Genomic DNA, 24,262 nt, shown 5'->3' on the forward strand with positions numbered 1-24,262 from the left:
TAACGCCCCCCGTTCAGCTTTCCCGGCTTATGTAAGCCGCCGGGTTAGTCGTGCTGCGGTTTTTAGAAGGAATGCCGTATAGAGGACTGGGCCGCCGGAGGAAGATGAGAAAGCAACCGTTGAGCGCTCGTTTACCGTCCTTCGTAATCCCCTGCGCACCCGGGCCCCTCCGTTACCGTGCCGGACTTCCAACCCTCTTCTGACGCATAAGTATCCGCTTGTGATTTCGGTTCCGGCACCGGCATTTTCGGCGTCACTGCGCCCGCTCGTACACCCGGAACGTGTAATCATACGGATTTTTCTCATCCCGGATGCCGGGCTCGTCGGAAACAAGCGTCCATTCGCCGGGATCAATCTCCGGAAAGAACGTATCGGCTTCAAAGGTATCGTCGATATACGTCACGTACAGCTTGTCAACGTGAGGCCAGAACAGCAGGAACACTTCCGTTCCGCCGATCACGAAAACCTCCCCTTCCGTGTAACGTTCCAACACTTCTTCCACGGTATGCACGACCGTGCAGCCTTCGGCTGCAAAGCCGCTTTGCCGGGTCAGGACAATATTGTCCCGATTCGGCAGCGGACGTCCGATTGAATCGTATGTTTTCCGCCCCATCAGGATCGGATGACCGGTCGTCATTTTCTTGAAATATTTCAAATCCGCCGGCAGATGCCACGGCAGCTTGTTGTCGATCCCGATCGCATTGTTGCGGTCCATCGCAAAAATAAAAGAAATACTCACCTGACCAACACCTCTTCCTGCGACCCATGCGGACTTTGCGGCCGTTCATGGATCATCCTATTTTCCGTTCGAATCCGGTCCGAAACGTTCTTCGCGGACAACTCCCGCAATCAGATCGCGATCGGGGCTTTAATGCCGGGATGCGACTGGTACCCGACAAACTCGAAGTCTTCATAAGCGTAGTCGAAGATAGAATCCGGCTTGCGCTTGATTTCAAGCTTGGGCAGCGGAAACGGCTCTCTCGTAAGCTGTTTCTCCACCTGCTCCAGATGATTCAGGTAAATATGCACGTCCCCTCCGGTCCATACCAGGTCCCCGACTTCGAGATCGCACTGCTGCGCGACCATGTGCGTGAGAAGCGCGTACGAGGCCAGATTGAACGGCAGACCGAGGAACGTATCGACCGAACGCATCTGGAACATGCACGACAACTTGCCGTCCGCCACATAGAACTGGAACGCGTAATGGCAGGGCGGCAGCGCCATCTGATCTACCTCTGCGACATTCCAAGCACTAACCAAATGCCTGCGAGAATCGGGATTGGTTTTAATTTGATGGATCACTTGGGTAATCTGGTCGATTGCCCGTCCGTCCGGCGCCTGCCAAGTGCGCCACTGGGCGCCGTACACACGGCCCAAATTACCGTCCTCGTCGGCCCACTCGTCCCAAATGGTGACGCCATTGTCGTGTAAATAGTGAATATTGGTTTCACCTTTCAGAAACCACAAAAGCTCGTGGATAATCGAGCGCATATGAAGTTTTTTAGTCGTCAAAAGCGGAAAGCCTTCCGCCAGATTCATCCGCATCTGACGTCCGAACACGGAAATCGTGCCGGTCCCCGTGCGGTCTTCTTTGCGGGTTCCGTTTTCCTTGATATCCTTAAGCAGTTCCAAATATTTATTCATTTCCAAGCGCACCTCAAATCATCGGTTTTCCTTTTTATCCGGACAAAGTCTGTCCTTAGTATATCAGTTTCCACCTTCCCGGAAAATGAAAAAGAACTTCTCCTTATTCAGAAAAAGTTCCCTGTTCCCCGTTCCCTTCCGGTAACCGGAAAGAAGCGTCCCCTTTCTTATAAGCAGAACGCTTCTTCTATAGAGCCTGAACGGTTCTGCAAAGACAGAATCGCCTAAACTTCGGCCCAGATTCGTTTCACGTTATCCATGGCGATTTTGGAGCCTTGTTTGCACTCTTCCATGCCTTCGAATTCGATGGACAGATAGCCGTCGAAACCGGAACGTTTCACCAGACGCAGCACTTCCCACATGTCGATATCGCCCTGCCCGGCAATAGCTCCCCGGAGGTAGTTGCCGGCCGTGGTCTTGAACCAGCCTTCACCCGGATTCCGGTAAGAAGGGCGGAGATAGAAATCTTTAATATGTACGATAGAAGCAAACGGCAGATTTTTCTGCACGGAAGCGACCGGATTTTCATCCGCACACATAAAGTTGCCGATATCCAGCGTCGTCTTGAAGTTCGGGCGGTTCACGCCTTGAACGACGGTAAGCACCCGGTCGCTCGCCTGCACCAGATAGCCGTGATTTTCGATGCTGGTCGTAATCCCGTACTGAGCGGCGTAATCCGCAATCGTCCGGCACGCTTCGATCATGCGGTCCAGATTCGCGTTGAACGTACGGATGGAAACGTCTTCATGGCGGGCCACATCATGGCGCATCAGCTTAACGCCCAGCTCGGCCGCTACATCGACTTCCCGCTTCACCCGGGAAATTTCTTCCTCGTAAGCGCCCTCATTTTGCGTCAGGAAATTGGCTCCGACCGCATAATTGGAAAGCTCGATGCCTACGGACTTCGCTTTTTCCTTGATGTTTTGCACAAGCTGGGGTTCCCGGGTAAAATCAATTTCCAGCGGAACGACTTCCATGTGTTCGCCGCCGTTAGCCGCAATCCAATCCAACGCACTGACATAGTCCAATTCCCCGGCTTTGATGGCACGGTACAAACTGTAAGAGCTTAATCCGATTTTCAAAAGAGGCCGCCTCGTTTCTCTGTAAGGGTTATATGTACACCTGTATCATAGAAAACCGTTCCGCAAGAAGCAAGCTCTCTTCTACTTCATATAGGAGCGTAAACGGCACCCAGACCCCCTTTTTCGTAAAAATAGCGCCCTATAATCCCTCTTCCTTCTAAAAGCGTCTCCGTACGAACCCCTTGTGACTGATTTCGCTGTTTTCTTTAAAAGAGACGGAGGTAATAATACAGGATACGGTAAAAGTCGTCCACACTCTGCATACAAATCCGGCAGCCAGGCGAAGGAGGAAGACACGATGAATAATGAGCCCCAAATAGACTTCCTGTTCCGGACCGGGTTCGAGCGGCAAGGCGGAAAAAGAAACAGTTGGAGGGTTTCCCATGCAATATGACTGGTCCTCCATTTCCCGGACGGTCGGCTTTTACCGGAGACATCAGGTCATTCCGTCGATTGAAGAGATCGAAGACACCTGGCAGAGAGCCCGGGACGGCAGCCGAGAGGCCGCCATCCGCTTCCTGGACTGGAGACGCCACTGCCTGCTGGCCAAAACGGACGAGCAGCGAGCCGCCATGATCCTCGTGATGAACTATTCGCATAAGCTGTTTAATCGCGATTCTACATCCGAATAATAAACCCGGCTGACCCGGGCATCCCCCTCCCTTCCCGACGGTTTCTGCATGCCGTTAACGACGGACAACGGCAAAAATCCCCGGCTTCCATCAAGGAAACCGGGGATTTGTCTTGCACGCTACCGGAGCGGGTATTACATACCGGAAGCTTGCATTTTTTGCGAGAATTGTTCGATCGTCAGCGTATCGGTAGGAAGAGGCTGCAGGTTAGCCTTCTTGTTGATATTGCTGTACTCGGTTTTGATTTTCGTACCGATTTTGATCGTGCCCTGCTTTTCTTCCGTGATGTCCAGGTTGGCGTTAATTTCTTGATAAGCCGGGAATTTATCTTTATTGATGGCTGTCAAAATGTTGAAATCGTTGATTTTCAGCACTTTTTTCAGTTCGTCGATCGCCTTCTGGGTATCTTCCTTGCTCGAACCGGCGGCAAGTTCTTTCTTTGCCTTCTCGATTTCGGCCGGATCGACTTGAAGCATGTCTTTATACTTGTCGCTGGATACGAGATCCAGAAGCTGCGGAGCTACTTTCTCGACAATCGTTTTGATCGCAGGTTCCAGGTTTTCGTTGGTGATCTGGAATTTCACGACCTGCTTCGCGTCTACGCTCTCGGGCAGTCCCGCGTTTTTCTTGTCGACCTCGACAAAGTACGTTTTTTCGTCAAAGTTGGTCGTAAAGATTTTCATCGCTTCTTGGCCGAACTCCTGCTGTTTCTTCACGTCGATGGCATTTACGTTCACTTTGCCTTCCGTCGTCTGATTCAGCTCGTTGACATCCACGACGATGTATTTACCGACAGCGTCTTTAGGAATAGGCAGAAGCGGAATGTTCGGAACTTTCACATACATCTTGTCTTTGGTCATGACCATAGGCAGGGAAATCTTCATCGGCATGTCGCCTTTGAGGTTGGCTTCCAGCGTCATTTCCAGCTGCATAGGATCGGCCTGGTAAACACCTTTAGCCGTAACATCCAGGTTTTTCAGGAGATTGGCTCCCATCTCCAAGCTCGGATCCGCTTTAAGCGCGGATTCCGGGAAATCCAGGTTCAAGGTCATATTCATGTTGAAATCCGCACTGTTCATCGTTGAAGCGGCGGTGTAGGATTCCTCCAAAGCCGTCTTCGGTGATTCTTTCTTGCCACAACCCGCCAACACGACAGTAAAAGTCAATAGTAATGCGAGTACAGACGTCCAAATTTTCTTGTTCACACGATTTCCCCTCTCTCTATCCCTCACGATAATTAAGAACATGAACGATTATAATACAGCTTCCAAAGGAAGCAAAGACAAAAATTTGTATAAAGGAGGAAATTGAAGAAATCCTGCCCTATTTGGAGTTAACCCGAAATGGAAAGGTGTGAAACGCCAAGAACGGTTTATTTTGGAAAATATGACCTCATACGGCGGGTAGAACCGGATGAATATCGGGGTCATAAGGTTTTTTCGGGGGATATGTACATACCCGGCACGGAATAAAGCGAACCTTATCCGCAAAAAGTGCGAATATATAGCAGAACGCTTTATGAAGGAGGTAAACCCGATGGTTGCAAAATGGAATGAATTGAAAAGAGCAAAGAAGGCGTCCGCTCCGTCTCCTGCGGCTTATCCCCGACAATTGCTGCTGCCTTCTCTCTCTTACGGGTAACGCATGAATCGAAAAATGCCCTTCCCCCGGACGGCGGAGTCGGGCCCCGGGCAGGAACCGCCGGGTATCCCGGATTCAATCCTCGTCGGGATTTTCCCATTTTCTGGAGTACGCCTTATTGGTGATCCAAATCGTTGCCCATAAAATCAGACCCGCCAAAGCCAGGCCGATAATCAGAGATGCGATCATCATAGCTGCTGCCTCCCTTCTCGTTACCCCCATTGTAGCGAATGAAATGGCAAGATGATAGTGTTTTCACCGCTTAGTCACAATTGCCCCGCATTGGGTTTTTTAATCCGCTTAAGGTATAATAAAATAGGTTGTATTCCGGGCCCGTCCCGAATAAGAATGCGCCTTTTTTTAATTCAAGGAGGAACTACCATGACCCCGAAAAAAAGAATCACCCGGCTTCTGATCCTGGCTTCCGCCGTCGCACTCTTCGCCGGCTGCGAGAGCAGCAAGGAAGCGGGCGGGAACTCCCCGTCCGCCACGTCGACTCCGGGTACGTCAGCGGTAACTTCGCCTTCCGCAAATCCGTCCGGGACACCGGGAAGCACGAGCAAGCCGACGACTTCGCCGACACCGAATCCGTCTTCCAAAGAAACCGGAGCGGGCAAAGGAACGGATGGCTCGGAGCAGGTGGCCGCCAAACCGGAAAGCATGACCGTTCTGGTTAACAAACAATTCAAGCTTCCGGACTCGTACAAGCCTTCCGATCTGGTGTATCCGGATGTAAATTTCGTATTCGCCGAAAAAATCGAAAAGCGCATGATGCGCAAAGAAGCGGCAGGCGCGCTGGAAAAGATGTTCGCCGCGGCCAAGAACGACGGAGCACCGCTGGCCGGCGTGTCCGCTTACCGCTCCCATTCCACGCAGACGACCCTGTTCAACCGTTACGTACAAAAGGACGGCGAGGCCGCGGCCAAGAAATACAGCGCCGTACCGGGACACAGCGAGCATGAAACGGGACTGGCCATAGACGTTTCGGGCAGCACGGGCAAATGTGCGGCCGAAGACTGCTTCGGCGGAACGCCCGAAGCCAAGTGGCTGGAAGACCACGCCCACGAATACGGATTTATCATCCGTTATCCGAAGGGCAAGGAATCCATCACAGGCTATCAGTACGAGCCGTGGCACCTGCGCTATGTAGGTACCCAAATGGCCAAAGATATCAAGACGAAAAACACGACGATGGAAGAGTATTTGAATGCCGTACCGGTAGCGAAGTAACGCCGGATTCATCGAACGGGCCATGGAGCCTGCCGAATCCTAACGAGAAAATGCCGTCCCTTTTTGAGGGACGGCATTTTTTTTGCGCTCAGGCGTGGTGCTGCGGCATGACGAAGTTAGTTGCGGGAGGTTGAAACGTTCCCGGCCTTTAACGCGTACTGGCATGAAAAGAAAGAACCGTTTAGGAACTGCCGCTCGGAAACGGCAGTTGATTTCCATAAAATTTTCGCTTGCTTCCGCAGACAAGCCGCCGAACCCGCCCGGCGGGGACGAATGATGTTAACAGTCTCCCACCACAAGCGCATAGACAATGCCGGGACCGTGCACGCCGATGGTAAGGTCGTTCTCAATATCCGCCGAACGGCTCGGGCCCGATACGAAGTGGATCCCCGCCGGCCTCGCTCCGGCCGCCAGTCCGTCAAGCGGACGGAGCACCTCGCCGAGGCGCATTTTCAGCCGGCTGGCGGGAACCACCGCGACGAGGACAGCCGGAAGCAGGCTGACGCTCCTGCCTTTGCGGGGCGAGGACATCAGCACGACCGTACCGGTATGAGCCGCGGCGCAGTCGGCCGCCACAAGCCCGATGTCGGCTCCGGCCGCGTCTGCCAGCATGGCCTCCTTCTCCTCGTCCGAGGCATGCTCCGCGTTCCAGACGGTGAGGCGGTCGAGTCCCTCCACCGTCTCCAGCACGGACGCTATCGCCTCCAGCTCGGGCTGGTCTTGGCGGATGACCCGCCTCGCCTCCAGGTCGCGGATCAACTGCCGCACGAAAGCGGCCGCTTCCTCCATGGAGGCCAACTGCTCGGCATGGCCGCCCGCCTTGCGCCAGTTGTCCATAAAGAGGCGGATGCGCGCCTCTTCGTCCAAATCTACGGCGTTCCAGAAGTCCGGCGCTCCCCGGAACGGTCTTGCCGGGGGCTCCGTTATCCGGGGACGCCCCAGCCGGGAGGCGATGCCGCCCAAGAACGCCTCCTGCTTCCGCCTCGACTCGGCTTCCAGCCCCTTCAGGAAATCGGCGGCGGATTTACTCATGGCGGCCGCCCCCTTTCCGGCGGGCGTCCAAAATCCGCTCCATGCGGCTCTTCACTTCCGCGTCCATCTCCGGCAGGCTTCCGGCGGCTTCTTCGGCGAAGCTTTTCCAGTCCTCGCGGAATGTTTTCGGCGGAAGCGCCGGGGCGTAGCGGTGCGCGTTCCAGCCCTTGAGCGGACCGATTCTCGCTTTGATCACGCCGCCGCGGGCCACGAACCGCTGGCCGAATCTGCCCAGAGCCGCAACCCGCCTCAAGCGCTTGGCATCGGCCATGATGTAACCGAAAGCGGACATTCCCGCCTTCTCCGCCGCATCCCCATGGCCCTTCTCGACCTTGCGGCCGCGTAAATAGACCAGCATGTCGTGCAGCGGGATTTTGACCGGACAAGCCTCGTAGCAGGCGCCGCACAAGGTCGAAGCACCGGCGATATCGTCCCACTCGGCCGTGTTCCGGTTAAGCGCCGGGGTGAGGACGGCCCCGATCGGACCGCTGTAAGTGCCGCCGTACGCATGCCCGCCGATGTGCCGGTAGACCGGGCAAGCATTCAGACAGGCGCCGCAGCGGATGCAGTTCAGCAGCTCCTGGAAATCCGGGTCTCCGAGCTGAAGCGAGCGCCCGTTGTCCAGGATGATAACGTGCATCTCCTCCGGACCGTCCCCGTCCGGCTCTCTTCTCGGCCCGGAGATGACCGACATGTACACGGTCAGCTTTTGTCCGGTGGCCGAGCGCGGCAGCAGCGTCGCCATGACCTCCAGATCGTCCAGCGTGGGAATGATCCGCTCCATTCCCATGAAGGTGATCTGCGTCTTGGGGACGGTGCTGACCATCCGGCCGTTGCCTTCGTTCTCGAAGAGAACGATAGAACCGGTCTCGGCGACGGCGAAATTGCAGCCGGTCATGCCGATGTCCGCCTCCAGGAACTTCTCCCGCAGCTTCCGGCGCACGAACCCGGCGAGCACGGCCGTATCGGGCGGGAGCGTTTCGCCCGCTTCTTCCGACAGCAGCTCCGCAATCTGGTAGCGGTTTTTGTGGATCGCGGGAATGATGATGTGAGACGGCGCTTCCCCCGCAAGCTGGATGATGTATTCGCCGAGGTCCGTTTCCACGGCTTCAATGCCGAGCTCTTCGAGCGCGCGATTGATGTGAATCTCTTCGGATACCATGGATTTGGATTTCACGACGCTCTTCGCTTTTCGGTGACGGGCGATCTCCATCGTAATCGAGACTGCCTCCTCCGCCGTCTCGGCGAAATGGACATGGACGCCCTGCGCCCGCGCATTTTCAACGAAGGCACCGAGGTAATAATCGAGATGAGCGATCGTATGCAGACGGATCTGCCGTCCCCGCTCCCGCCATTCTTCCCAGTTTCCCTGCTCGGCGGCCGCGTTCAACTTGCCGGTTTTCAGACGCTCGGTCGTGAATTTGACGGCTTTCCGCAGGAAATCGTTGTTAAGCGCGATTTTCGCCCGGTCTTTAACACTGACCCTACCACTAGACATGCTCATCGGCCCGTCTCACTCCTTCCTCCAAAAGTTCCACCAGATGCATGACCTTAACCGGTCTGCCTCTGTATAGCAGGTTCCCGGATATATTCATGAGGCAGCCCATATCGAGACCGACGAGCACCTCCGCTTCCGTTTCCAGGACATGATCGGATTTCTCCGCGACCATCGCGCCCGATATGTCGCTCATTTTGACGGCAAACGTGCCTCCGAACCCGCAGCAGTCCTCCGCATGCGGCAGCGGAACAAGTTCAAGGCCGCGCACATGCTCCAGCAGGGAGGCCGGTTCGTCCTTAATGCCAAGCAGCCGCGTACCGTGGCAGGACGGATGATAGGTGACTCTGTGGGGAAACACCGCACCGAGATCCGTAACGCCCAGCACACCGACGAGAAATTGCGTAAACTCGTACGTTTTTTCCCGGAGGGCTTCCGCCTTGGCAAGCATCTCCGGATCATCCTGAAACAGCTTCGGATAATAATGCTGAACCATGCCCGTGCACGAGCCCGAAGGCGACAAGACAAAGTCGCTGTCGTCAAACGCTTCCAGCAGAGTCCGGGCCGACTTGCGTGCATCGTCCCAGTAGCCGCTGTTAAAAGCCGGCTGTCCGCAGCAGGTCTGCACCTCCGGAAAATGAACCTGGATGCCGTACCGGGCGAGCAGCCGCACCATTGCCTGCCCGACCCTTGGATACACGAGGTCGCTCAAACAGGTGATAAATAAAGAAACCTTCAAGATGAATCGCCCCTTTCGATTGAAAGCGCTCTCTTTTATATAGAAGAAATACGATACGTCTCGATGATTGAAAAAAAGCCCGTTCCGTTCCTCGTACAAGATGGGGGAACGGGCAGGGCACGATGCGGCTCGGCGGTTCAGGTGAGCCGGGTAACCTTTACGCCTTTCTCGCGCAGGGCTTCCAGGCTGTCCGCACTCGTCGACGAATCGGTGATGACATGCCCGATCCGCTCCCATGAAGCGACGTGAGCAAACGACTGCTGGCCGAACTTGCTGTGGTCCGCCAGCAAAAAAACTTCGTCGGAGATGGCGACCATTTTGGCTTTGACCAGCGCCTGCAGCTCGCTCGATTCGGAAATGCCACGGGCCGTATGCACGCCTTTGCACGACAGGAACGCTTTATCCACATGGTACGTATCCAGGGAGCGTTCGGCCAGCGGACCGGCGTAGGAAAGCGACTGGGGAAGAAGACGGCCGCCGGTGGAAACGACCTGTATTTTCTCCTTGGAGCTGAGCTCCACGGCGACTTGGATCGAGTTGGTCAGCACCGTGAGCGGTTCGTCCGGCAAAATTTGCGCCATATACCACGCCGTCGTGCTCGCATCGAGTATGATCCGGTCGTTCTCCCGGATATGTTTGACGGCTTCCCTCGCGATACTCCGCTTGAGGTCCGCGTGCACCGTTTCCCGTTCCTTGAACGGAATTTCGGGCTGGGATTCTCCCACGCGGACCGCTCCGCCGTGACTGCGCATGAGCCGTCCTTCGCTCTCCAGCTTGTCCAGATCGCGCCGGATCGTTTCCTCAGTGACTCCGCACAGCTCGCTGAGCTCCGTCACCCGTATGCTGCCTCTTTCATTGACCAGCGCGAGTATTTTCTGCCATCTTTCCGCTACAAGCATCGTGCATCCTCATTTCATGGTTCCATTCTTGCCGAGGCGGGCCTGTTCTTCTGCCGTACGCACGGATGCGGGCAGTCCGGGCTTCGCCTCTGTTTCTTTTATTGTACAATATCGGGCGGGAAGGGACTAGACGAAAGGCCAGGCGAAACCCGCCGCACCCCTCCGGCTATCGCGTAAACGCCGCCGGAACGCCGCCGTCTACGGTCAGCATGCAGCCGGTCGTCTTCTCCGATTTCGACGAGGCGAAGTAGGCGATCGCTTCCGCGATGTCGCGCGGATAGACGTTGACGAGCAGCGTCGTACGCCGGCGGTAATACTCCTCCAGCTGATCCGGCTCGATGCCGTAAGCCGCGGCGCGTTCGTTGCGCCAGCCGGAATTCCAGATGGCAGAGCCTTGGAGGACGGCGTCCGGCAGCACCGAATTGACGCGGATGCCGTAAGCGCCTCCCTCGGCGGCAATGCAGCGCGCCAGGTGAATTTCAGCGGCTTTGGCGGTGCTGTAGGCGGAAGCGTTTTTGCCCGCGTAGACGGAATTTTTCGAGCCGACGAATACCATGCTGCCGCCGGTTCCCTGAACCTTCATGATCTTGAACGCTTCCCTCGCTACGAGGAAATAGCCCGTTCCCAGCACGTTCATGTTCAGGTTCCATTCTTTCAGTGTCGTATCTTCAAACGGACTCGATGTCGCGAGACCCGCGTTGTTCACGATGATGTCCACCCCGCCGAAGGCAAGGACGGTTTCCTTGTATGCTTCCCCGACCTGTTCTTCGCTTGTAACGTCCATTGCGGCGGCTATGACGCGTCCTTGCCCGTACTGCCGGTTAAGCTCCGCGGCCAGCGTCTGCGCCCCCTCCAAGTTCAGGTCGGCCAGCACGACATGGGCGCCGCCCTTCAGCAGCTCGCGGGCGGCCGCGCCGCCAATGCCCCCCGCTCCGCCGGTAATGAACGCCACTTTCCGGGAGAATTCGGCTTCCGCCGGGGCGAGTGTCAGCTTGTACAGCTCCAGCGGCCAATATTCAACGTTATAGGACTCGTTTTCACTCAGCGAAACGAAGTTTCCGAGCGCCGTCGCCCCCCTCATCACGGCGATGGCACGATGGTAAAGGGCGCCGCTCACTTGGGCCATTGCCCGGCTTTTGCCCGTATTCACCATCCCGAGGCCGGGAATCAGAATCACTCTCGGCGCCGCCTCGAACATCACATCACCCTCGCTCCTGTTGCGGTCGAAGTAGGCCCCGTACGCTTCCTTGTAAGCGGCGATGCCGGACTTCAGCGCTTCGATAAGGGCCGGAACATCCGCTTCGGCGGGATTCCAATCCACATAGAGCGGCTTCATCTTCGTATGAACGAGATGGTCCGGACAGGCGGCCCCCACCTGGGAGAGCGCCTGCGCCTCGCGGCTGTTCACGAAAGCCAGCACATCTTCTCCGGCATCGGCCGTCAGCAGCATCTTCCGTTCCCCGCCGACAGCTCCGCGGATGACCGGGAGCACCTGCGCGAGGATCTCTCTGCGTGCGGAATCCGCCAGCGTTTCGTACTTCGCGCCGCCGAACAACTCAGCGCGATTCACGCGCGATTCGATGAAATTTTCCGCCTCCGAGATAATCTCGATCGTCTTCTTGTAGCAGGCCGCCGAAGTCTCTCCCCAGGTGACCAGTCCGTGCTTTTCCATCAGGACAAGCTCGGCGGCCGGGTTGCCGCGTACGCCTTCGGCGATCATTTTCGAAAGGGTAAAGCCCGGACGCACATAGGGCACCCAGACAAACCGGTCGCCGTATATTTCGCGCGCCAGCTCTTTGCCGTTATCCGCGCAGCAGAGGGCGATGATGGCATCGGGATGGGTATGATCCACATGTTTAAAAGGAAGAAACGCATGAAGCAGCGTTTCGATCGAAGCCCGCGGATGCCGGCCGTCTATCATACAGTGTCCCAGATAGGCGACCATTTCTTCGTCGGTCATCTCTTCACGCTCCATAAGCGGACGAATATCGTCCAGGCGCAGACCCGTGAAATTTTCCGCTTTCATGGACGCAAGGTCCGAGCCGCTGCCTTTTACCCACATGACCTCGATTTCCCGCCCGCGAAAATCGGTGACCGCCGTTTTGGCCGAGGTGTTGCCACCGCCCCAGTTGGCGACCGTACGGTCAAACCCGAGCAGGTTCGACCGGTACACCAGTTCGTCCAACCCTTTCTTAACGCCTACCGCGATTTCCGCATCCCATAAATTTGCCGTCATTTTGTGCTCCTCCTCAGGAATTGAACGAGTATTGTTTTGCTTTATTTGCATTTGCTTTCTTTTATTTAATCGTATCATATCTTTATTTATTTTTGAATATTTATTTTTATGTTTGTTTTTATTCGGATAAATAAAAAAAGACAAAAACGGGATCGCTCGTCCTGTCCTTGTCTTTATTTTATGGAGTTGTCTGTATACTTATCGGGTTACGGGTTACGGGTTACGGGTTACGGCTTGCGGGTTAGCGGAAATGATCCCAGAAGTCCCAGTATTTAAAATACTTCGTGCGCAGGAAATACCTCGACGGCAAATGGTCGGCCGGGAGACGGTCGCGCATCTCCTGTTTCAGTTCGTCGTTTCGCTCCCTGTGCTGCGGCTGAGTTTCCGTACGGCTTGGCATCCGATTTTCCGGCTGCTTTTCGACCTGGTTTGCGGCCCGACTGACCGGTTTTGCTATTGTATCATCCGTTTCTTCATTAAAATTGGCTTCCGTCCGGAGGTTAGCGCAGTGTCTGCCGCAGCCTGTCCCCTCTCCGCCGTTGAAAGCCCCCCTGCATGTCCCGTTCCGGCACATGGCGTTCACCTCTTTTGTCGAATTAATCGCCCGGTCATCTTTTTTCGTCATCTATCCTCTATTTAGGAGTTTGCCGTCAGATTAAGAATTTGCCGTCAGTCCCGGCTCCGGCTCCGTTTTGCGGGAAGCCCACAGCCGGTAAGGAATGATCAGAGCAAGGCAGACAAGAAACAGCGCGTAGAACTGCGGATTCGGAATCCGGTTGATCCGGAAGACCGCGTCCAGCAGGGCCACGAAAAAGGCAAACGCGATGCGGGCGCTCCTTGTCGCAGGCGTGGACTTGGGGTCCGTGATCATGAAGAAGGCAAACAGTTGAAGGGAGGCGCCCATGAGAGGCCCAAGGGCCGCAAACAAAGGCGCTCCGAAGAAGAAATGCCGCACGAACGCAAACAGCGTAAAGCTCCCGAGGAAAGCCAGCACCGCGTCGAGCCGGTTGGCGATATAGCACACCACGATGCCCAGGCACAAGATCAGAATCATGACGCCGATCCCGTTCGTCCACTGCTTGGGGGTACTCACCGCATACTGGGGCAGGGAGTAGAGCATGATGACCATCGCCACGTTGTTGGGGTTGAAAATATGCCCGCCCTTAAAGCGGATGGCATATTTCAGCGCGATCGCGATGACGGCGGTGAGCGCGTAAGGCCATAGCTGATTGGAACTGAGCAGCAGAGAGATGCCGATTCCCGTGATCAGGGCGCTGAGCGGAAACATCCACGTTTTATTTTTTAACCGGTTCAAAATGATTTCCGTTCCCGTGCAGCAAACGACGGCCGCAAGAACCGCGTCCCATTTCTGAAAAAAGCCCAAGTACACTTGCCCGGCTATCGCAAAGCTGCTGAGGAACACCAGAATAAAGTATCTCGGGTCAATCCGGTAATCCCGCCAGGATACGACCGAACGCAAATGCGTATTCATTTCGTTGCGCATGCAATTCCTCCGTTATTTCGAAATGGTTGAAATCTGAAACCGCCTGTAAGGGGCGAAACGGGCCGACTTCCGGTTGATGCTTTTCCATTCCACTTTGTAGTTCCCTACCGTGCCCTGCTCGTGGTCGCCCAGAAGTCCCTTGAGCTTGTTTTCCGCCTCCGTCTTGCGCAGCGCCGCCGCCCTTTCTTCCTCCGCCCCCTGCCGGTACTGTCCGATCCACCGTTCTGCCTCTTCCGTCAAGGGCACGGACGAGTTCCGGCTCGTCGCCGGGGGATACAGCCGGTTCAGCAGTTCGGACGAAGCGTCCGTTCCGTCGAAGGCCGGCGGTCTTCTTCTCAGGACATGCTCGTTCCAAAATACGGCTTCCCGGTCGATAAGCCGCTTGATCCGCTCTTCGCTGCGCTCCAGACGCACTGTACGGAACTTGTTGCCGCCGATCAGAACGGCTACCCACCAGTGCTCCGCGCCCGTAACGGCCATATAGTGCTGGCACTGAAAATCAATCTTCGCGGGAACCCGGCCGTCCTCCCATTCTTCCTTGCTGAATTCGCCGGTTGATTTGCATAGAAGGCCCGCGTGAGAGCCGATCACCCAGCGGTCCAGGCCGGCCAGCATAAAAGAGTGCTCCGGGTGCTGAAAAATCCAGTTTCTTCTCATCACCCGGTGTCCGGTCCGATCCGTAAATTCCCGTGCGATAAAATCTTTGAGCTTACTGCCGAGCCTCATCGCTTCCTTCTCTTCCACAGGAGGCAGTTCTCCGGTTTTATCCAGGTAAACTTCCAGCGCCGTTTTCCATTTGTCCGCTCCGCAGACGGCTCCCGCATCGCTGCCGCCGATTCCTTGTCTCCGCCAGGCCAGCCATTCCCCATCAGACACAGCCCGGGTATTCACAAGCTTCTTCGCACGCATACCCTCTCTCCTTTACACCGGCAGCTCCCGCTGCGGTTACGAGCTATTTTTCCTTAAGCAGACTCCGTACCGTATCCATCCATCTCATGTAATAATCCGCTTCCGTATCGTCCTCTCCCAACAACTGCACGGCCTCGTGGACACGGTCCACAAATCCGGTGACTTTGAGAATGACGGGATAGGTGTATCTCTCCAATTGTTCGTCCCAGTAAACGGGGTCCTGCAAACGGCGCGCCTCCCAGCCGAAGGCAAGCCCCTGCCGGAAAGCAGGCCGGTATTGCTCCGGAATCTGTTTATCCGCATGGGCCGCAAACGCAAGCTGATCGAAAAAGCTGTAAGCTGCGGCTAGCCCTACTCCACTATATGCATCGTGTCTGAATTCAGCAGGCAAATTTTCCAGTTCGGCAGCGGTTTTTTGTAAATCGAATTCCGTCAAAAACCATAAACAACGGCCGAAGCCCTGGTAACAGACTCGCTGGTAGGAGAACGGAAAATGTCGAAATTTCTGAATTATCTGTTTATTTTTCTTATAGTGAAACAATGCCGTTTTAAATCCCGCTCCGTCGAACACAATAGGCGCGTATCTTGGATGGAGCTGCTTGATCCAGCGCTTGTATCCCCCGTACCGGAAGCCGTGCCGGATCGTGAGGTACCATCCGAGTCCCACGTAATACTGATACAGATACCCCGGCGACAGTTGATGAATGTAAGCTTCGAAACGCCTGCCTCTGGACGGGAATAAAGCGGATTTTACGCCGAGTCCCATTCCGGCCCCTTCGTAAGCGAAGCCTTTGTAGAACGGTTCAAAACGGTTGTCCAGCCTGGCACGCAGCCCCGACATCGGCAGTACCGGTTTCAAAGCCCAGTTGCTGCCGGACAAGAACGCTCTTAAAATCTGCGGAAATTTGCGGTCGTAGTGGACATTGTGCGTGAGCGGAAATTTGGCAACCATCTTCGGGATGCTGCGGTGAAAAGCTTTTAAATAAATGAAGGGAGCAAGAACGGCCAGGAATGCCCCTATTGCCGATACGACTGCAATAACCTGCATGGATCCATCTCCTCCGCTTTCCTTATGGCTGAAACGGTTGACGCGTTTGTAAAAGACAGTGACCTGCTTATTTTCTTCATTTCCCTCCTTTTTCTCCTTACTGCGAAGCGGCTTTGTTCAATCGGTAGACGGACGGGTTAACCCCCACCTTCCTTTTGAAAATTCTGCCGAAATGAGTCAAGTCGTTGTAACCTACCGAGAAGCAGACATCGGTCACAGGCTCTCCCCTTTGCAGAAGAAGTTTCGCTTTCTGGATACGCTTATTCATCACATATTCTTTGAAGCCCGTGCCCACATACTTCTGGAACATCCGGGAATAATGGCACCGGCTGACATAAATTTGCGAAGCGACTTTCTCCAGATTCAGATCGTTCTCGCATATGTTTTCGTCGATGTAGGCCAGCGATTCCGCGAAAAGCCGGTTATCATGGGAAACTTCTTCATTCTGAGCCACCATATCAATCAGAGATATTAAGGAAGATAAGCTGATTTTATCGGCTCCGGCTAACGCGAGCAGAGGGCTGTTGATTCGCAGCTCGTTCACGTTCCAGGTTCTCGGAAAGGCCGGCTCAAAGGTAAGAAATACGATCAGTTTGTAGTGCGCCTGCTTGACCAGTTGGAGAGCGGAGTTAAAATCGACAAACTCGGTCAACTTCACTTTTTTGGAAAGAAGCAGCAAATCCGCCAGGTAATCTTTACATTTCTCGGCTTTATGTACAAAGACCAGCAAATCCACTTCGTTCATCCCCCTCTTGATAATTAGCTTTTATTTCATAAAATAGCGATAAATGATAAAAAGATTTATTAAATGCTTCTGTAATAAATTTTACCAATAATAATTTGTCGGTGATCTGCTTGAATTGTCACCTATCCGTCTTTTTTTGTCATGAAGTTTCACATCCTTAGAAAAAGATAGGCATAATCATTCAAATTTCATTTGGAGGAAACTGGTAAAATAAATTATAAACGCTTATGCGTATGAATTCAAGACAAAGTTCGAAAATGCGTATTTTTGACTATTTGTAAGCTAGGAAGAAATAGCTATTTTCTGAAACTAATGTTTGATATACTATTAGAACATATGTTTGTTGGTTGTTCTGGAATATGCCGAATTGGGGGCTTGAAAATGAATGAAATTAATCAGCGCATCAAAGAGCTGCGGTTAAAGCACAACTTAACCATGGCCAAGATGGCCGCTATGATCGGAGTTTCTCCGGGAAACATCAGTGATTGGGAAAATGGCAAAAAAAAATCGACCCCTACTGCTAGAGCATTGATCTCCATTTCCAAACAATTCAACGTTTCCCTTGATTGGCTGATGACAGGTACGATTCCCGATTTTCCTGCGAACTTCGTCCCCTTCCCTCCTATCGAGAAAAGCCATCCATACATAGATGCGTTGTATGATGTCGCCGGGCAGCTTGAGGATGAAGATTTTGTCCTCCTTCAGACGATGGCCGCTCATCTTGCAAACAAGAACCGGGCTCAGACGCCGGGTGATCTAGATCTATACCGGTCCGGGAAGGTGCGGGCCGCTTCCATCCAATCGGGCAGCGAGCTCCGTGAAGCTTCGCTCTCCGCGGAGTATTACGTCCGGCTTCCTCTGATCGGTAAAGTTACGGCGGGCAGTCCGATCCTGGCTGCGGAGAATATCGAAGAGTATTTCAGCGTCCCCAAAAATCTGGTGGGCCAAGGAAAACATTTCATCCTGCGGATTCAAGGGGAAAGCATGATCAATAAAGGAATCGAGAACGGCGATCTGGTGCTCGTCCGTCAACAGTTATCGGCGGACAACGGGGAAGTGATCGTCGCTTTGATCGACGGCGAAGAAGCGACGGTGAAGACCTTCTTCAAAGAATCCAACCGCGTCAGGCTTCAGCCCGCCAACGACCGCTTTCAGCCTCTCTATCCGGCCAACGTAAGCATACTGGGCAAAGTCGTGAGCGTGCTGCGGGACGCCGAATAAACCGGCCCGGACGTCAACAAACGCCGTACAGCCGGCAACAAACGAGGAGTCCCGCCGACCTCCGTCATCGTATGCTAGTTTCATAACGGATGAATGGAGGGCTCGACTTGCCGTCGTTGGATCGATTTGATGCCGGACTGCCGGACCGTCAGGCAGAGGAACCCAGTCAAGTTACGGAATGCGCATTCGACAGATGCCGCAGCCCGATTTACGCCGGAGAGAAGAACTGGGACTTCGACCGGGACTGGTTTTGCAGCGCAGCCTGCATCGCCAGGCATTTGGGCGCCGAGAAGCGCTATGTGGAATAGCCGCCCGAGAAAAAGTCCGGGGGAACGGAAGCTCCAAACGGAGCCGCCTCCCCCGGACTTTTTGGCGTGTAAACAACCGGCCATACAGCGGCTCTCCTCTTCCGGAGGAAAGTCCCCTGCCTTGCCGCTGCGTCTTTAGACGGTTTAGACGGGAATGCCCGTTTCCCCCGCTTTTTTGGCCAGCAGCCTGTAAGGAACCCCGAGCAGGAGCGTGACCAGAAATGAAGCGTAAAACTGCGAATTCGTTATTTGATTCACGCGCAGCCAGGCATCCGTAAAGGCAATCAGAAAGGCGAACAGAATCCTCGCTTTCCGGGTGGGCGGCGTCGTTTTGGGATCCGTGATCATAAAGAAGGAAAAAAGCTGAAACGATGCCCCCATCATCGGACCGAAGGCATACAGAGCCGGTTCTCCGAAAAATCCGACTCTTATAGCCGCGAAGAAGGAAAAACCCCCGATAAAAGCCAGGACGGAGTCCAGCCGTTTCGCTTTATAGGCCGCGAAGAGGCCAAGAATCATAATGAGGCTCATGACCTCGATCCCGTTGGTCCATTGTTTGGGAGTACTCACGGCATAGGCGGGCAGAGCGATCAGCATGATCACCATCGCGACATTGTTCGGGTTAAAAATGTGGGCGCCCCGCAGCCTTACGAACTGCTTGATCGTTACAGCCAGGACGGCTGTCAGGACGTAAGGCCATACGGCATAAGAGCTAAGCAGCAGAGAGATGCCGATCCCCGTAATGAGGGCGCTCAAGGGGAACGCCCACTTTTTCTTCAGCAAGCCGACCAGAACAAACTCAAGAACGACCGCTGTAAACACAGACGCGAAGAAAGAGTCCCATCTCTGAAAAAAACCGAGAAACAGCTGGCCTGCGGCAACAAAGGACAACAAAAACGCCAAAATGTACAGTCTCGGATCTTTGCTCATCTAGTCCTTCTTTTCGGTCAGCCGCAAAATCTGGTTTTTGGGAACGTCCCGGAACTGCTCCACTCTTCCGCTGGGCCAGCGCACCGTGATCTTGTCCGCTTTGTCCGCCTTGCCGAGGCCGAAGTGCAGACGCGGATCGCTCTGGCCGCCGAAGCTGTTGGCTCCGTCTTTTTCCATGACCGTTTCGACTCCGTTCACTTCAAAAGTCACCCTCGCCCCTATCGCATCCCGGCTGCTCGGCGCCGTGCCGATCAGATCCAGCTTGATCCAATTGTTCTGATTGGTGACGGTATTCTCGTACACTCTGGCCGGTCCGCCCTGATTGGCGAACACAAGGTCGAGCTTGCCTTGGTTGCGGATGTCTATCGCCGAGATGCCGCGTCCGTCTTCCACGAAGTCAAGCCCGACCTGCTCCGCTATATCCGTGAATTTATTTCCCTGCGGATAAAAAAGGAACTTGTTCTCATAGCCCGAAAGACTCTTGTCGACGAAAGCCGGCCAGTTCTTCGTATCCTCGACGATATTGCCCGGTGTCGTTGCGAGTGTCCCGAGGTCGAACCAGTAATCTTTCTTCTTGCTGGCGGAAACAAACCCCGTCTGTACGACCAGACTCGAATTGCCGCTGTTGTCCAGATCCATAAAACGGGCCCCCCAGGAGAAGCCGGCCAAATTCACGCCCATTTCTTTGCCGCGGTCGATAAACTGTCCGTCCTTCTCGTGCCACAACTGATTGCCTTCCAGAATATACTGGGATTTGCTGACGTTGCTGACGTACATGGCCGGCTTGCCGTCATGGAAAATATCCGCGAAATCGACGTTCATTCCTTTGAAGGTATCATCTCCGATTCCCCTCGGTTGAACCACGGCCGTAAACTTCTTGCCCTGCTCGTTCAAATACAGGGTATCGGGTCCGAAATCGTTGGCATTGTAAATATCCGGCCAGCCGTCGTTGTTCACGTCCCATGTCCCGGAAGCGAGGGTCCAGCCCGTATCGCCCACCCCGAGCTCTGCGGTAACGTCCGTGAAGGTGCCATCCCCGTTATTCCGGTACAGCACGTTCCTTCCGCCGTTGCGCGCTCTCTCGAAATCGTTATGCATAATCTTCGTCGTCGTCAAATTCCACAGGTCGTTCTTTTCGTGAAAATAACAAGACAAGTACAGATCCAGATTGCCGTCTTTGTTGTAATCGAGGACGATCGCCTTGTTGACGTAGCCTTTGTATCCGACACCCGCCTGGTCCGTGACTTCCGTAAAAGTCCCGTTCCCGTTATTGTGAAACAGGCGGCTTTTGCCCCAAGAACCGACGAACAGGCTCGGATATCCGCTGTTATCGTAATCGAACCAGACGGCCGCTTCCGAGATTCCGTCCGTGTTAACATCCGCAAGCCCGGCGGATTCGGCCGTTTCGGTAAAGGTCCCGTCTCCATTGTTGTGGAACAGGGCGTTCTTGGAGCCTTTGGCGGAGTTTATGAAGTAAAGGTCCATAAAACCGTCCCCGTCATAGTCCGCCGTAAATACGCCCGCTCCGGTCGAAGCCATCCAAGGCATAATGTTCGCCACTTTGGAGTCGAACGTCGGCTTGCTGTGGATGAATTTGACACCGGAAGCCTGTGTGGTCTCCTTCAACGAAAAGCCGAAATCCGTCCGGCTCTGCCCGGCGCCGCAGCCTGTGGCCGTTAAAAGCAGCGCCGTCGCGGCAAGCAGCATTTTGCTCAAAGGTTTAACCTGCATGTACTCTCCATCTCCCCATCCGTTCATAATGAGATCCGGCTCAGCTTTGTCCCGCCCTGCCTGTAATAAAGGTCAGAATATCCTCCAGTGTCGCGATGCCGCCGAGATCGTCCTCCGTCATTCTCACGCCGAATTCTCTTTCCAGGGTAACCACAAGTTCCAGGACAGCCAAAGAATCAATTCCGATTTCGGGCAGGGGTTTCCGCAGGAAAGCGTCGGCGTCCAATTCTTCCACCGGCTCCGTAGAATCCAGAAGACTCACCGTTACTTCGATAATGCGGGATTTCACAGCTTTAACGTTCATGACAGTTCTCCTTTTCAAAGTAATCCTCCGTCCACAACCAGCACGGCGCCGTTAATATAAGAAGCCTCCTCCGAGAGAAGGAAAAGGACGGCGGAGGCCGCCTCTTCAGGCGTTCCCAGTCTTCTCAACGGGATGTCCTTTTCCAGGTCCCGCTTGCGGCGGGCGGGAATGGATTCCAGCATGTCGGTGCCGATAAACCCGGGAGCAACGGCGTTTACCCGTATGCCCAGAGGCCCCGCTTCCTTGGCAAGCGCTTTGGTCAGTCCGATGACGCCCGCCTTGGATGCGGCATAATTGGTTTGTCCGGCCGCTCCGGCAATTCCGGTCACGGAGGAGAGGTTCACCACGCTTCCCCGTGAAGCGGCAAGGGGACGGATGAGGTTTTTCAAAATGATATGCAGGGAGGTAAGGTTCACCTGAAGGACGGTGTCCCACTGCTCGTCGGCCATCCGGTACATCGGCGTATCCCGCAAAATGCCGGCGTTGTTGACGACACCGTGCACGGGCCCCTCTTCCAGCAGGTTTGCGACCATCTTTGCGACGGCAAGCCTATCTGTAAAATCCGCCTGCACGCAAGAGACACGCGATGAGTCATTTCCCGTCTCATCCAGGAGCGTTTCCGCCGCCTCCCGGTCCTTCGAGTAGGTGAAGACCACGCGGGCGCCTGCAGAAGCCAGTTGTTTAACGACGGCCCTGCCAATCCCCCGGGACCCTCCGGTCACCAAAATCGTTTTTCCTGCAAAACTGTAAGTCGTCGTTGCCATAGTTCCTCCTAATCCGGCTTGTTAAACAGTACGGCCGCGTGGAATCCGCCGTAAGCGGGTACCGATTTTAAGGCGGAAACCGTCTTTTTGCGCGCGGTTTGCATCTGAACGGGAAGCTGCACCCTCGGATCGGCTTGTTCGTAATTCAGCGTACGAAGCAGAATCTCTCTCTTCATGCAGTGCAGAAGCAGTACGGTTTCGATCATGGCGCTCGCTCCCAGCAAATGTCCGAAATACCCCTTGAAGGAGGTCACGGCCGGAACAGGCCGGTTCAGACGGCCGAAAGCGCGATGGATTTCGTTAGCCTCGTACCGGTCCCACAGGGTACTGCCCGACCCGTGCGGAACTATAACGTCAATTTCCGGAGCCGTTCCGTGTCCGGCGGCCTCCGTGATGACCGACGCGTAAGAGTGCCTCGAAACGTCCGGAAGCGTCATATGCCAGTGTTCCTGGAGGAATGCTCCTCCGCGGTAAACCGCCAGCGGCTCCACCGGCCTTCCCGCCGCATGTTCGGCCGATTCGAGAATGATCGTGCCCGCACCGTCTCCAAGAATGGAGCCGTCCCTATGCAGGTCAAACGGTCTGATTTTCATCTGTCCGGAAACGAACCCCTTCTCCTGCAGCCACAAATACTCCGATGCGTGCGCGTAGTCCGAACAGGCGACGATAACGAGATCGGCGCTGCCGCTCGCAATAAGCATCCTCCCCAGCTCCAGGGCATACAAACCCGAGGCGCACGCGTTGTTTACGACATAGCCCGGGCCGTTCACCCCCAGCAGCTGAGCCAAGTAAAACAGGTAGGGAAAGGTCTGGATATTAAAAAATTCACGCCGGAACTCGTTGAAAAGCGGCATTTTCTCCGCTTGATCCGTCTGTGGGGTGGCATCCTGATATCGGATGAATTTATCCGTCAGCTTCACGGCGCCCAAATTCTCGTGACCGATAACGAGCCCGATTCTGCTGCCTCCGGTTATCCGGAAAGAGGCATCTTCGAGCGCCTGCCGGATAGACAGAAGCAGCATGCAGAAGTCCCGGTCGTCCAGCAGGTGATTTTCCGCGAGCCACCGCACGCTCTTCTCTTCCAGCCAATCCGACAGGTCGAAATCCGGCAGAGAAAAGACCGGATACTCCAGGCGGGTGCCGTCCGGAAAAGGATAAGAGCGGCGTGACGGCTCCGGCACCGAACCGGACAGCGCGGCTTGCCATACCTCGTGATTGGTCATGCCCAAGGAACACAACATGTTCGTTCCCGTAACCAGAACGCTAGTATTCTTCACGGTTATCTCCTCTTAACGATGCGGATTTGCACGGTTTTAAAACTCGACGGCAAGCAGCCCCTCCGGGCCGGCATCCGCATAAATCACGGACGTTCCGGACGGAAGCTCCCCGCTTCTGAGCTTGACGGCCAGAACCGCCGGAAGCTGTTCGTCCGTCACGCGGGTTGCGGCCGCGTCCGGCAGGTCCGTCACGCTTTCTAAGCGCAGCTTGAGGCCGCTCCCGCTCCCCCCGGATGGCTGCCGGGACAGCACCAAAGCTACGACGGACTCCCGGGCCGCCCGGTACCGGATGCTTCCCTCGAAGACGGCGGGCGGCTGCAGCCTTACGATGCAGACCGCCACATGGGAAGCACTGCCCGACTCCAGCATGTCGGCCGCGTACTGCAGCGACTTCACCGAGGAGAAGTCGCTGCCCGATATCGTGACATTGGGGCCGCCGAGCCCGAAGTAAATGGATGCCTGGCCGGCTATTACATTCAATACGGTTTCCGGAAACAGACCCGGGTTCGTGTTGTTCACCCCGTACGTTTCCGCCTCCTGCTGCAGCCGGTCGATGGCTTCCAGATTCGCGTCGTTGGTTCCGACAACCACGCCGATGTCGTTTCTCTTCCCACCCGGGGCGTGCCCCGAAATCGAGGCCATTTGCAGCGCTTCCCGGATGGCCAGACAGGCCAGCCGGACGGCTCTGGAATGCCTCTTCAGCCCCTTAAGCCCCCCTGCCGCCTCCTCCGGTTCATCTTCGATCCGGGAAGACAAAGCCTCGTCGCCCGAATCCTCAGCTGAATCCCCAGCCGAAGGCCGGCTGTCCGGACGTTCGACAATCGCCGCAAAGCTGGGGGCCATGTAATAACCGCACCCGCTTAAATAAATGAACTGAGGCACCGCTATCTC

24 protein-coding genes are annotated in these 24,262 nt (G+C 55.1%); 4 read left to right on the forward strand and 20 right to left on the reverse strand.

Annotated elements, in window-relative coordinates; genetic code table 11:
- Positions 1–253 precede the first annotated feature (253 nt).
- From PCH01S_RS11820 to PCH01S_RS11830, 3 genes are all read right to left on the reverse strand, one after another.
- Positions 254–739: a dihydrofolate reductase gene (locus PCH01S_RS11820; RefSeq protein ID WP_042229506.1), complete on the reverse strand. Its 486-nt coding sequence runs from the start codon at positions 737–739 to the stop codon at positions 254–256.
- 110 nt (positions 740–849) lie between these two features.
- Complete coding sequence (gene thyA / locus PCH01S_RS11825) at positions 850–1,644, reverse strand: thymidylate synthase (RefSeq protein ID WP_042229507.1); 795 nt, start codon at positions 1,642–1,644, stop codon at positions 850–852.
- 224 nt (positions 1,645–1,868) lie between these two features.
- Entirely contained in the window at positions 1,869–2,726 is an 858-nt protein-coding gene (locus PCH01S_RS11830) for a sugar phosphate isomerase/epimerase family protein (protein WP_042229510.1), read from the reverse strand.
- Between the two features lie 383 nt (positions 2,727–3,109).
- Here PCH01S_RS11830 and PCH01S_RS11840 point away from each other — a divergent pair, with 383 nt between their 5' ends.
- Positions 3,110–3,358 (forward strand): hypothetical protein, encoded by a 249-nt coding sequence (locus tag PCH01S_RS11840; RefSeq protein ID WP_042229514.1) that lies wholly within the window; start codon positions 3,110–3,112, stop codon positions 3,356–3,358.
- A gap of 134 nt (positions 3,359–3,492) precedes the next feature.
- Here PCH01S_RS11840 and PCH01S_RS11845 read toward each other — a convergent pair whose 3' ends face one another.
- A complete protein-coding gene (locus PCH01S_RS11845; protein WP_042229517.1) occupies positions 3,493–4,563 on the reverse strand; it encodes a hypothetical protein in 1,071 nt (356 codons plus the stop codon).
- A gap of 817 nt (positions 4,564–5,380) precedes the next feature.
- Between PCH01S_RS11845 and PCH01S_RS11850 the strand changes: the two genes are divergently transcribed.
- Positions 5,381–6,229: a M15 family metallopeptidase gene (locus PCH01S_RS11850; protein WP_042229519.1), complete on the forward strand. Its 849-nt coding sequence runs from the start codon at positions 5,381–5,383 to the stop codon at positions 6,227–6,229.
- A 279-nt stretch (positions 6,230–6,508) separates the two neighbouring features.
- Here PCH01S_RS11850 and PCH01S_RS11855 read toward each other — a convergent pair whose 3' ends face one another.
- The 10 genes from PCH01S_RS11855 to PCH01S_RS11900 all read right to left on the reverse strand — a co-directional run bounded on the left by PCH01S_RS11855 (position 6,509) and on the right by PCH01S_RS11900 (position 16,827).
- Positions 6,509–7,261: a LutC/YkgG family protein gene (locus PCH01S_RS11855; protein WP_042229522.1), complete on the reverse strand. Its 753-nt coding sequence runs from the start codon at positions 7,259–7,261 to the stop codon at positions 6,509–6,511.
- Positions 7,254–8,765: a LutB/LldF family L-lactate oxidation iron-sulfur protein gene (locus PCH01S_RS11860; protein WP_042229524.1), complete on the reverse strand. Its 1,512-nt coding sequence runs from the start codon at positions 8,763–8,765 to the stop codon at positions 7,254–7,256. Before PCH01S_RS11860 ends, PCH01S_RS11855 begins: the two co-directional genes overlap by 8 nt.
- Positions 8,752–9,495, reverse strand: coding sequence for a (Fe-S)-binding protein (locus tag PCH01S_RS11865; protein WP_042229527.1), 744 nt, complete (start codon positions 9,493–9,495; stop codon positions 8,752–8,754). Before PCH01S_RS11865 ends, PCH01S_RS11860 begins: the two co-directional genes overlap by 14 nt.
- A gap of 137 nt (positions 9,496–9,632) precedes the next feature.
- Positions 9,633–10,394, reverse strand: coding sequence for a DeoR/GlpR family DNA-binding transcription regulator (locus PCH01S_RS11870; protein ID WP_042229530.1), 762 nt, complete (start codon positions 10,392–10,394; stop codon positions 9,633–9,635).
- Between the two features lie 166 nt (positions 10,395–10,560).
- A complete protein-coding gene (locus PCH01S_RS11875; protein WP_042229532.1) occupies positions 10,561–12,630 on the reverse strand; it encodes a bifunctional rhamnulose-1-phosphate aldolase/short-chain dehydrogenase in 2,070 nt (689 codons plus the stop codon).
- A 241-nt stretch (positions 12,631–12,871) separates the two neighbouring features.
- A complete protein-coding gene (locus tag PCH01S_RS11880) occupies positions 12,872–13,255 on the reverse strand; it encodes a hypothetical protein (protein ID WP_241688808.1) in 384 nt (127 codons plus the stop codon).
- A gap of 30 nt (positions 13,256–13,285) precedes the next feature.
- Positions 13,286–14,134, reverse strand: a complete 849-nt coding sequence (locus PCH01S_RS11885; protein ID WP_042229533.1) for an RnfABCDGE type electron transport complex subunit D — start codon at positions 14,132–14,134, stop codon at positions 13,286–13,288.
- A gap of 12 nt (positions 14,135–14,146) precedes the next feature.
- Positions 14,147–15,043: a YqaJ viral recombinase family nuclease gene (locus PCH01S_RS11890; RefSeq protein WP_042229537.1), complete on the reverse strand. Its 897-nt coding sequence runs from the start codon at positions 15,041–15,043 to the stop codon at positions 14,147–14,149.
- A 43-nt stretch (positions 15,044–15,086) separates the two neighbouring features.
- The gene (locus PCH01S_RS11895) at positions 15,087–16,091 is read right to left on the reverse strand and encodes a DUF1702 family protein (protein ID WP_042229538.1); all 1,005 of its coding nucleotides are present in this window, start codon (positions 16,089–16,091) and stop codon (positions 15,087–15,089) included.
- Between the two features lie 97 nt (positions 16,092–16,188).
- Positions 16,189–16,827, reverse strand: coding sequence for a helix-turn-helix transcriptional regulator (locus PCH01S_RS11900; RefSeq protein ID WP_042229947.1), 639 nt, complete (start codon positions 16,825–16,827; stop codon positions 16,189–16,191).
- A gap of 390 nt (positions 16,828–17,217) precedes the next feature.
- Between PCH01S_RS11900 and lexA the strand changes: the two genes are divergently transcribed.
- Together lexA and PCH01S_RS11910 are read left to right on the forward strand one after the other, a co-directional pair.
- On the forward strand, positions 17,218–18,057 hold the full coding sequence (gene lexA / locus PCH01S_RS11905; protein ID WP_042229540.1) for a transcriptional repressor LexA: 840 nt from the start codon (positions 17,218–17,220) through the stop codon (positions 18,055–18,057).
- Between the two features lie 107 nt (positions 18,058–18,164).
- Positions 18,165–18,365 carry a hypothetical protein gene (locus tag PCH01S_RS11910; RefSeq protein WP_042229541.1) on the forward strand — a complete coding sequence of 67 codons (201 nt, stop codon included), beginning with the start codon at positions 18,165–18,167 and terminating at the stop codon, positions 18,363–18,365.
- A 144-nt stretch (positions 18,366–18,509) separates the two neighbouring features.
- Here the strand turns inward: PCH01S_RS11910 and PCH01S_RS11915 are convergent, their stop codons facing one another.
- Genes PCH01S_RS11915 through PCH01S_RS11940 form a run of 6 tightly spaced genes read right to left on the reverse strand, consistent with a single transcriptional unit; the run spans position 18,510 to position 24,253 of the window.
- Positions 18,510–19,295 (reverse strand): RnfABCDGE type electron transport complex subunit D, encoded by a 786-nt coding sequence (locus tag PCH01S_RS11915; RefSeq protein WP_042229543.1) that lies wholly within the window; start codon positions 19,293–19,295, stop codon positions 18,510–18,512.
- Entirely contained in the window at positions 19,296–21,026 is a 1,731-nt protein-coding gene (locus PCH01S_RS11920; protein WP_042229544.1) for a CRTAC1 family protein, read from the reverse strand.
- A gap of 40 nt (positions 21,027–21,066) precedes the next feature.
- A complete protein-coding gene (locus tag PCH01S_RS11925) occupies positions 21,067–21,330 on the reverse strand; it encodes an acyl carrier protein (protein ID WP_042229547.1) in 264 nt (87 codons plus the stop codon).
- A gap of 14 nt (positions 21,331–21,344) precedes the next feature.
- Complete coding sequence (locus tag PCH01S_RS11930) at positions 21,345–22,094, reverse strand: SDR family oxidoreductase (RefSeq protein WP_042229548.1); 750 nt, start codon at positions 22,092–22,094, stop codon at positions 21,345–21,347.
- An 8-nt stretch (positions 22,095–22,102) separates the two neighbouring features.
- The gene (locus tag PCH01S_RS11935; RefSeq protein ID WP_042229551.1) at positions 22,103–23,371 is read right to left on the reverse strand and encodes a beta-ketoacyl synthase N-terminal-like domain-containing protein; all 1,269 of its coding nucleotides are present in this window, start codon (positions 23,369–23,371) and stop codon (positions 22,103–22,105) included.
- A 36-nt stretch (positions 23,372–23,407) separates the two neighbouring features.
- Positions 23,408–24,253: a beta-ketoacyl synthase N-terminal-like domain-containing protein gene (locus PCH01S_RS11940; RefSeq protein ID WP_084706581.1), complete on the reverse strand. Its 846-nt coding sequence runs from the start codon at positions 24,251–24,253 to the stop codon at positions 23,408–23,410.
- Positions 24,254–24,262 lie beyond the last annotated feature (9 nt).

It is taken from the genome of Paenibacillus chitinolyticus NBRC 15660 (genome assembly GCF_000739915.1).
Taxonomy (GTDB): domain Bacteria; phylum Bacillota; class Bacilli; order Paenibacillales; family NBRC-103111; genus Paenibacillus_F; species Paenibacillus_F chitinolyticus.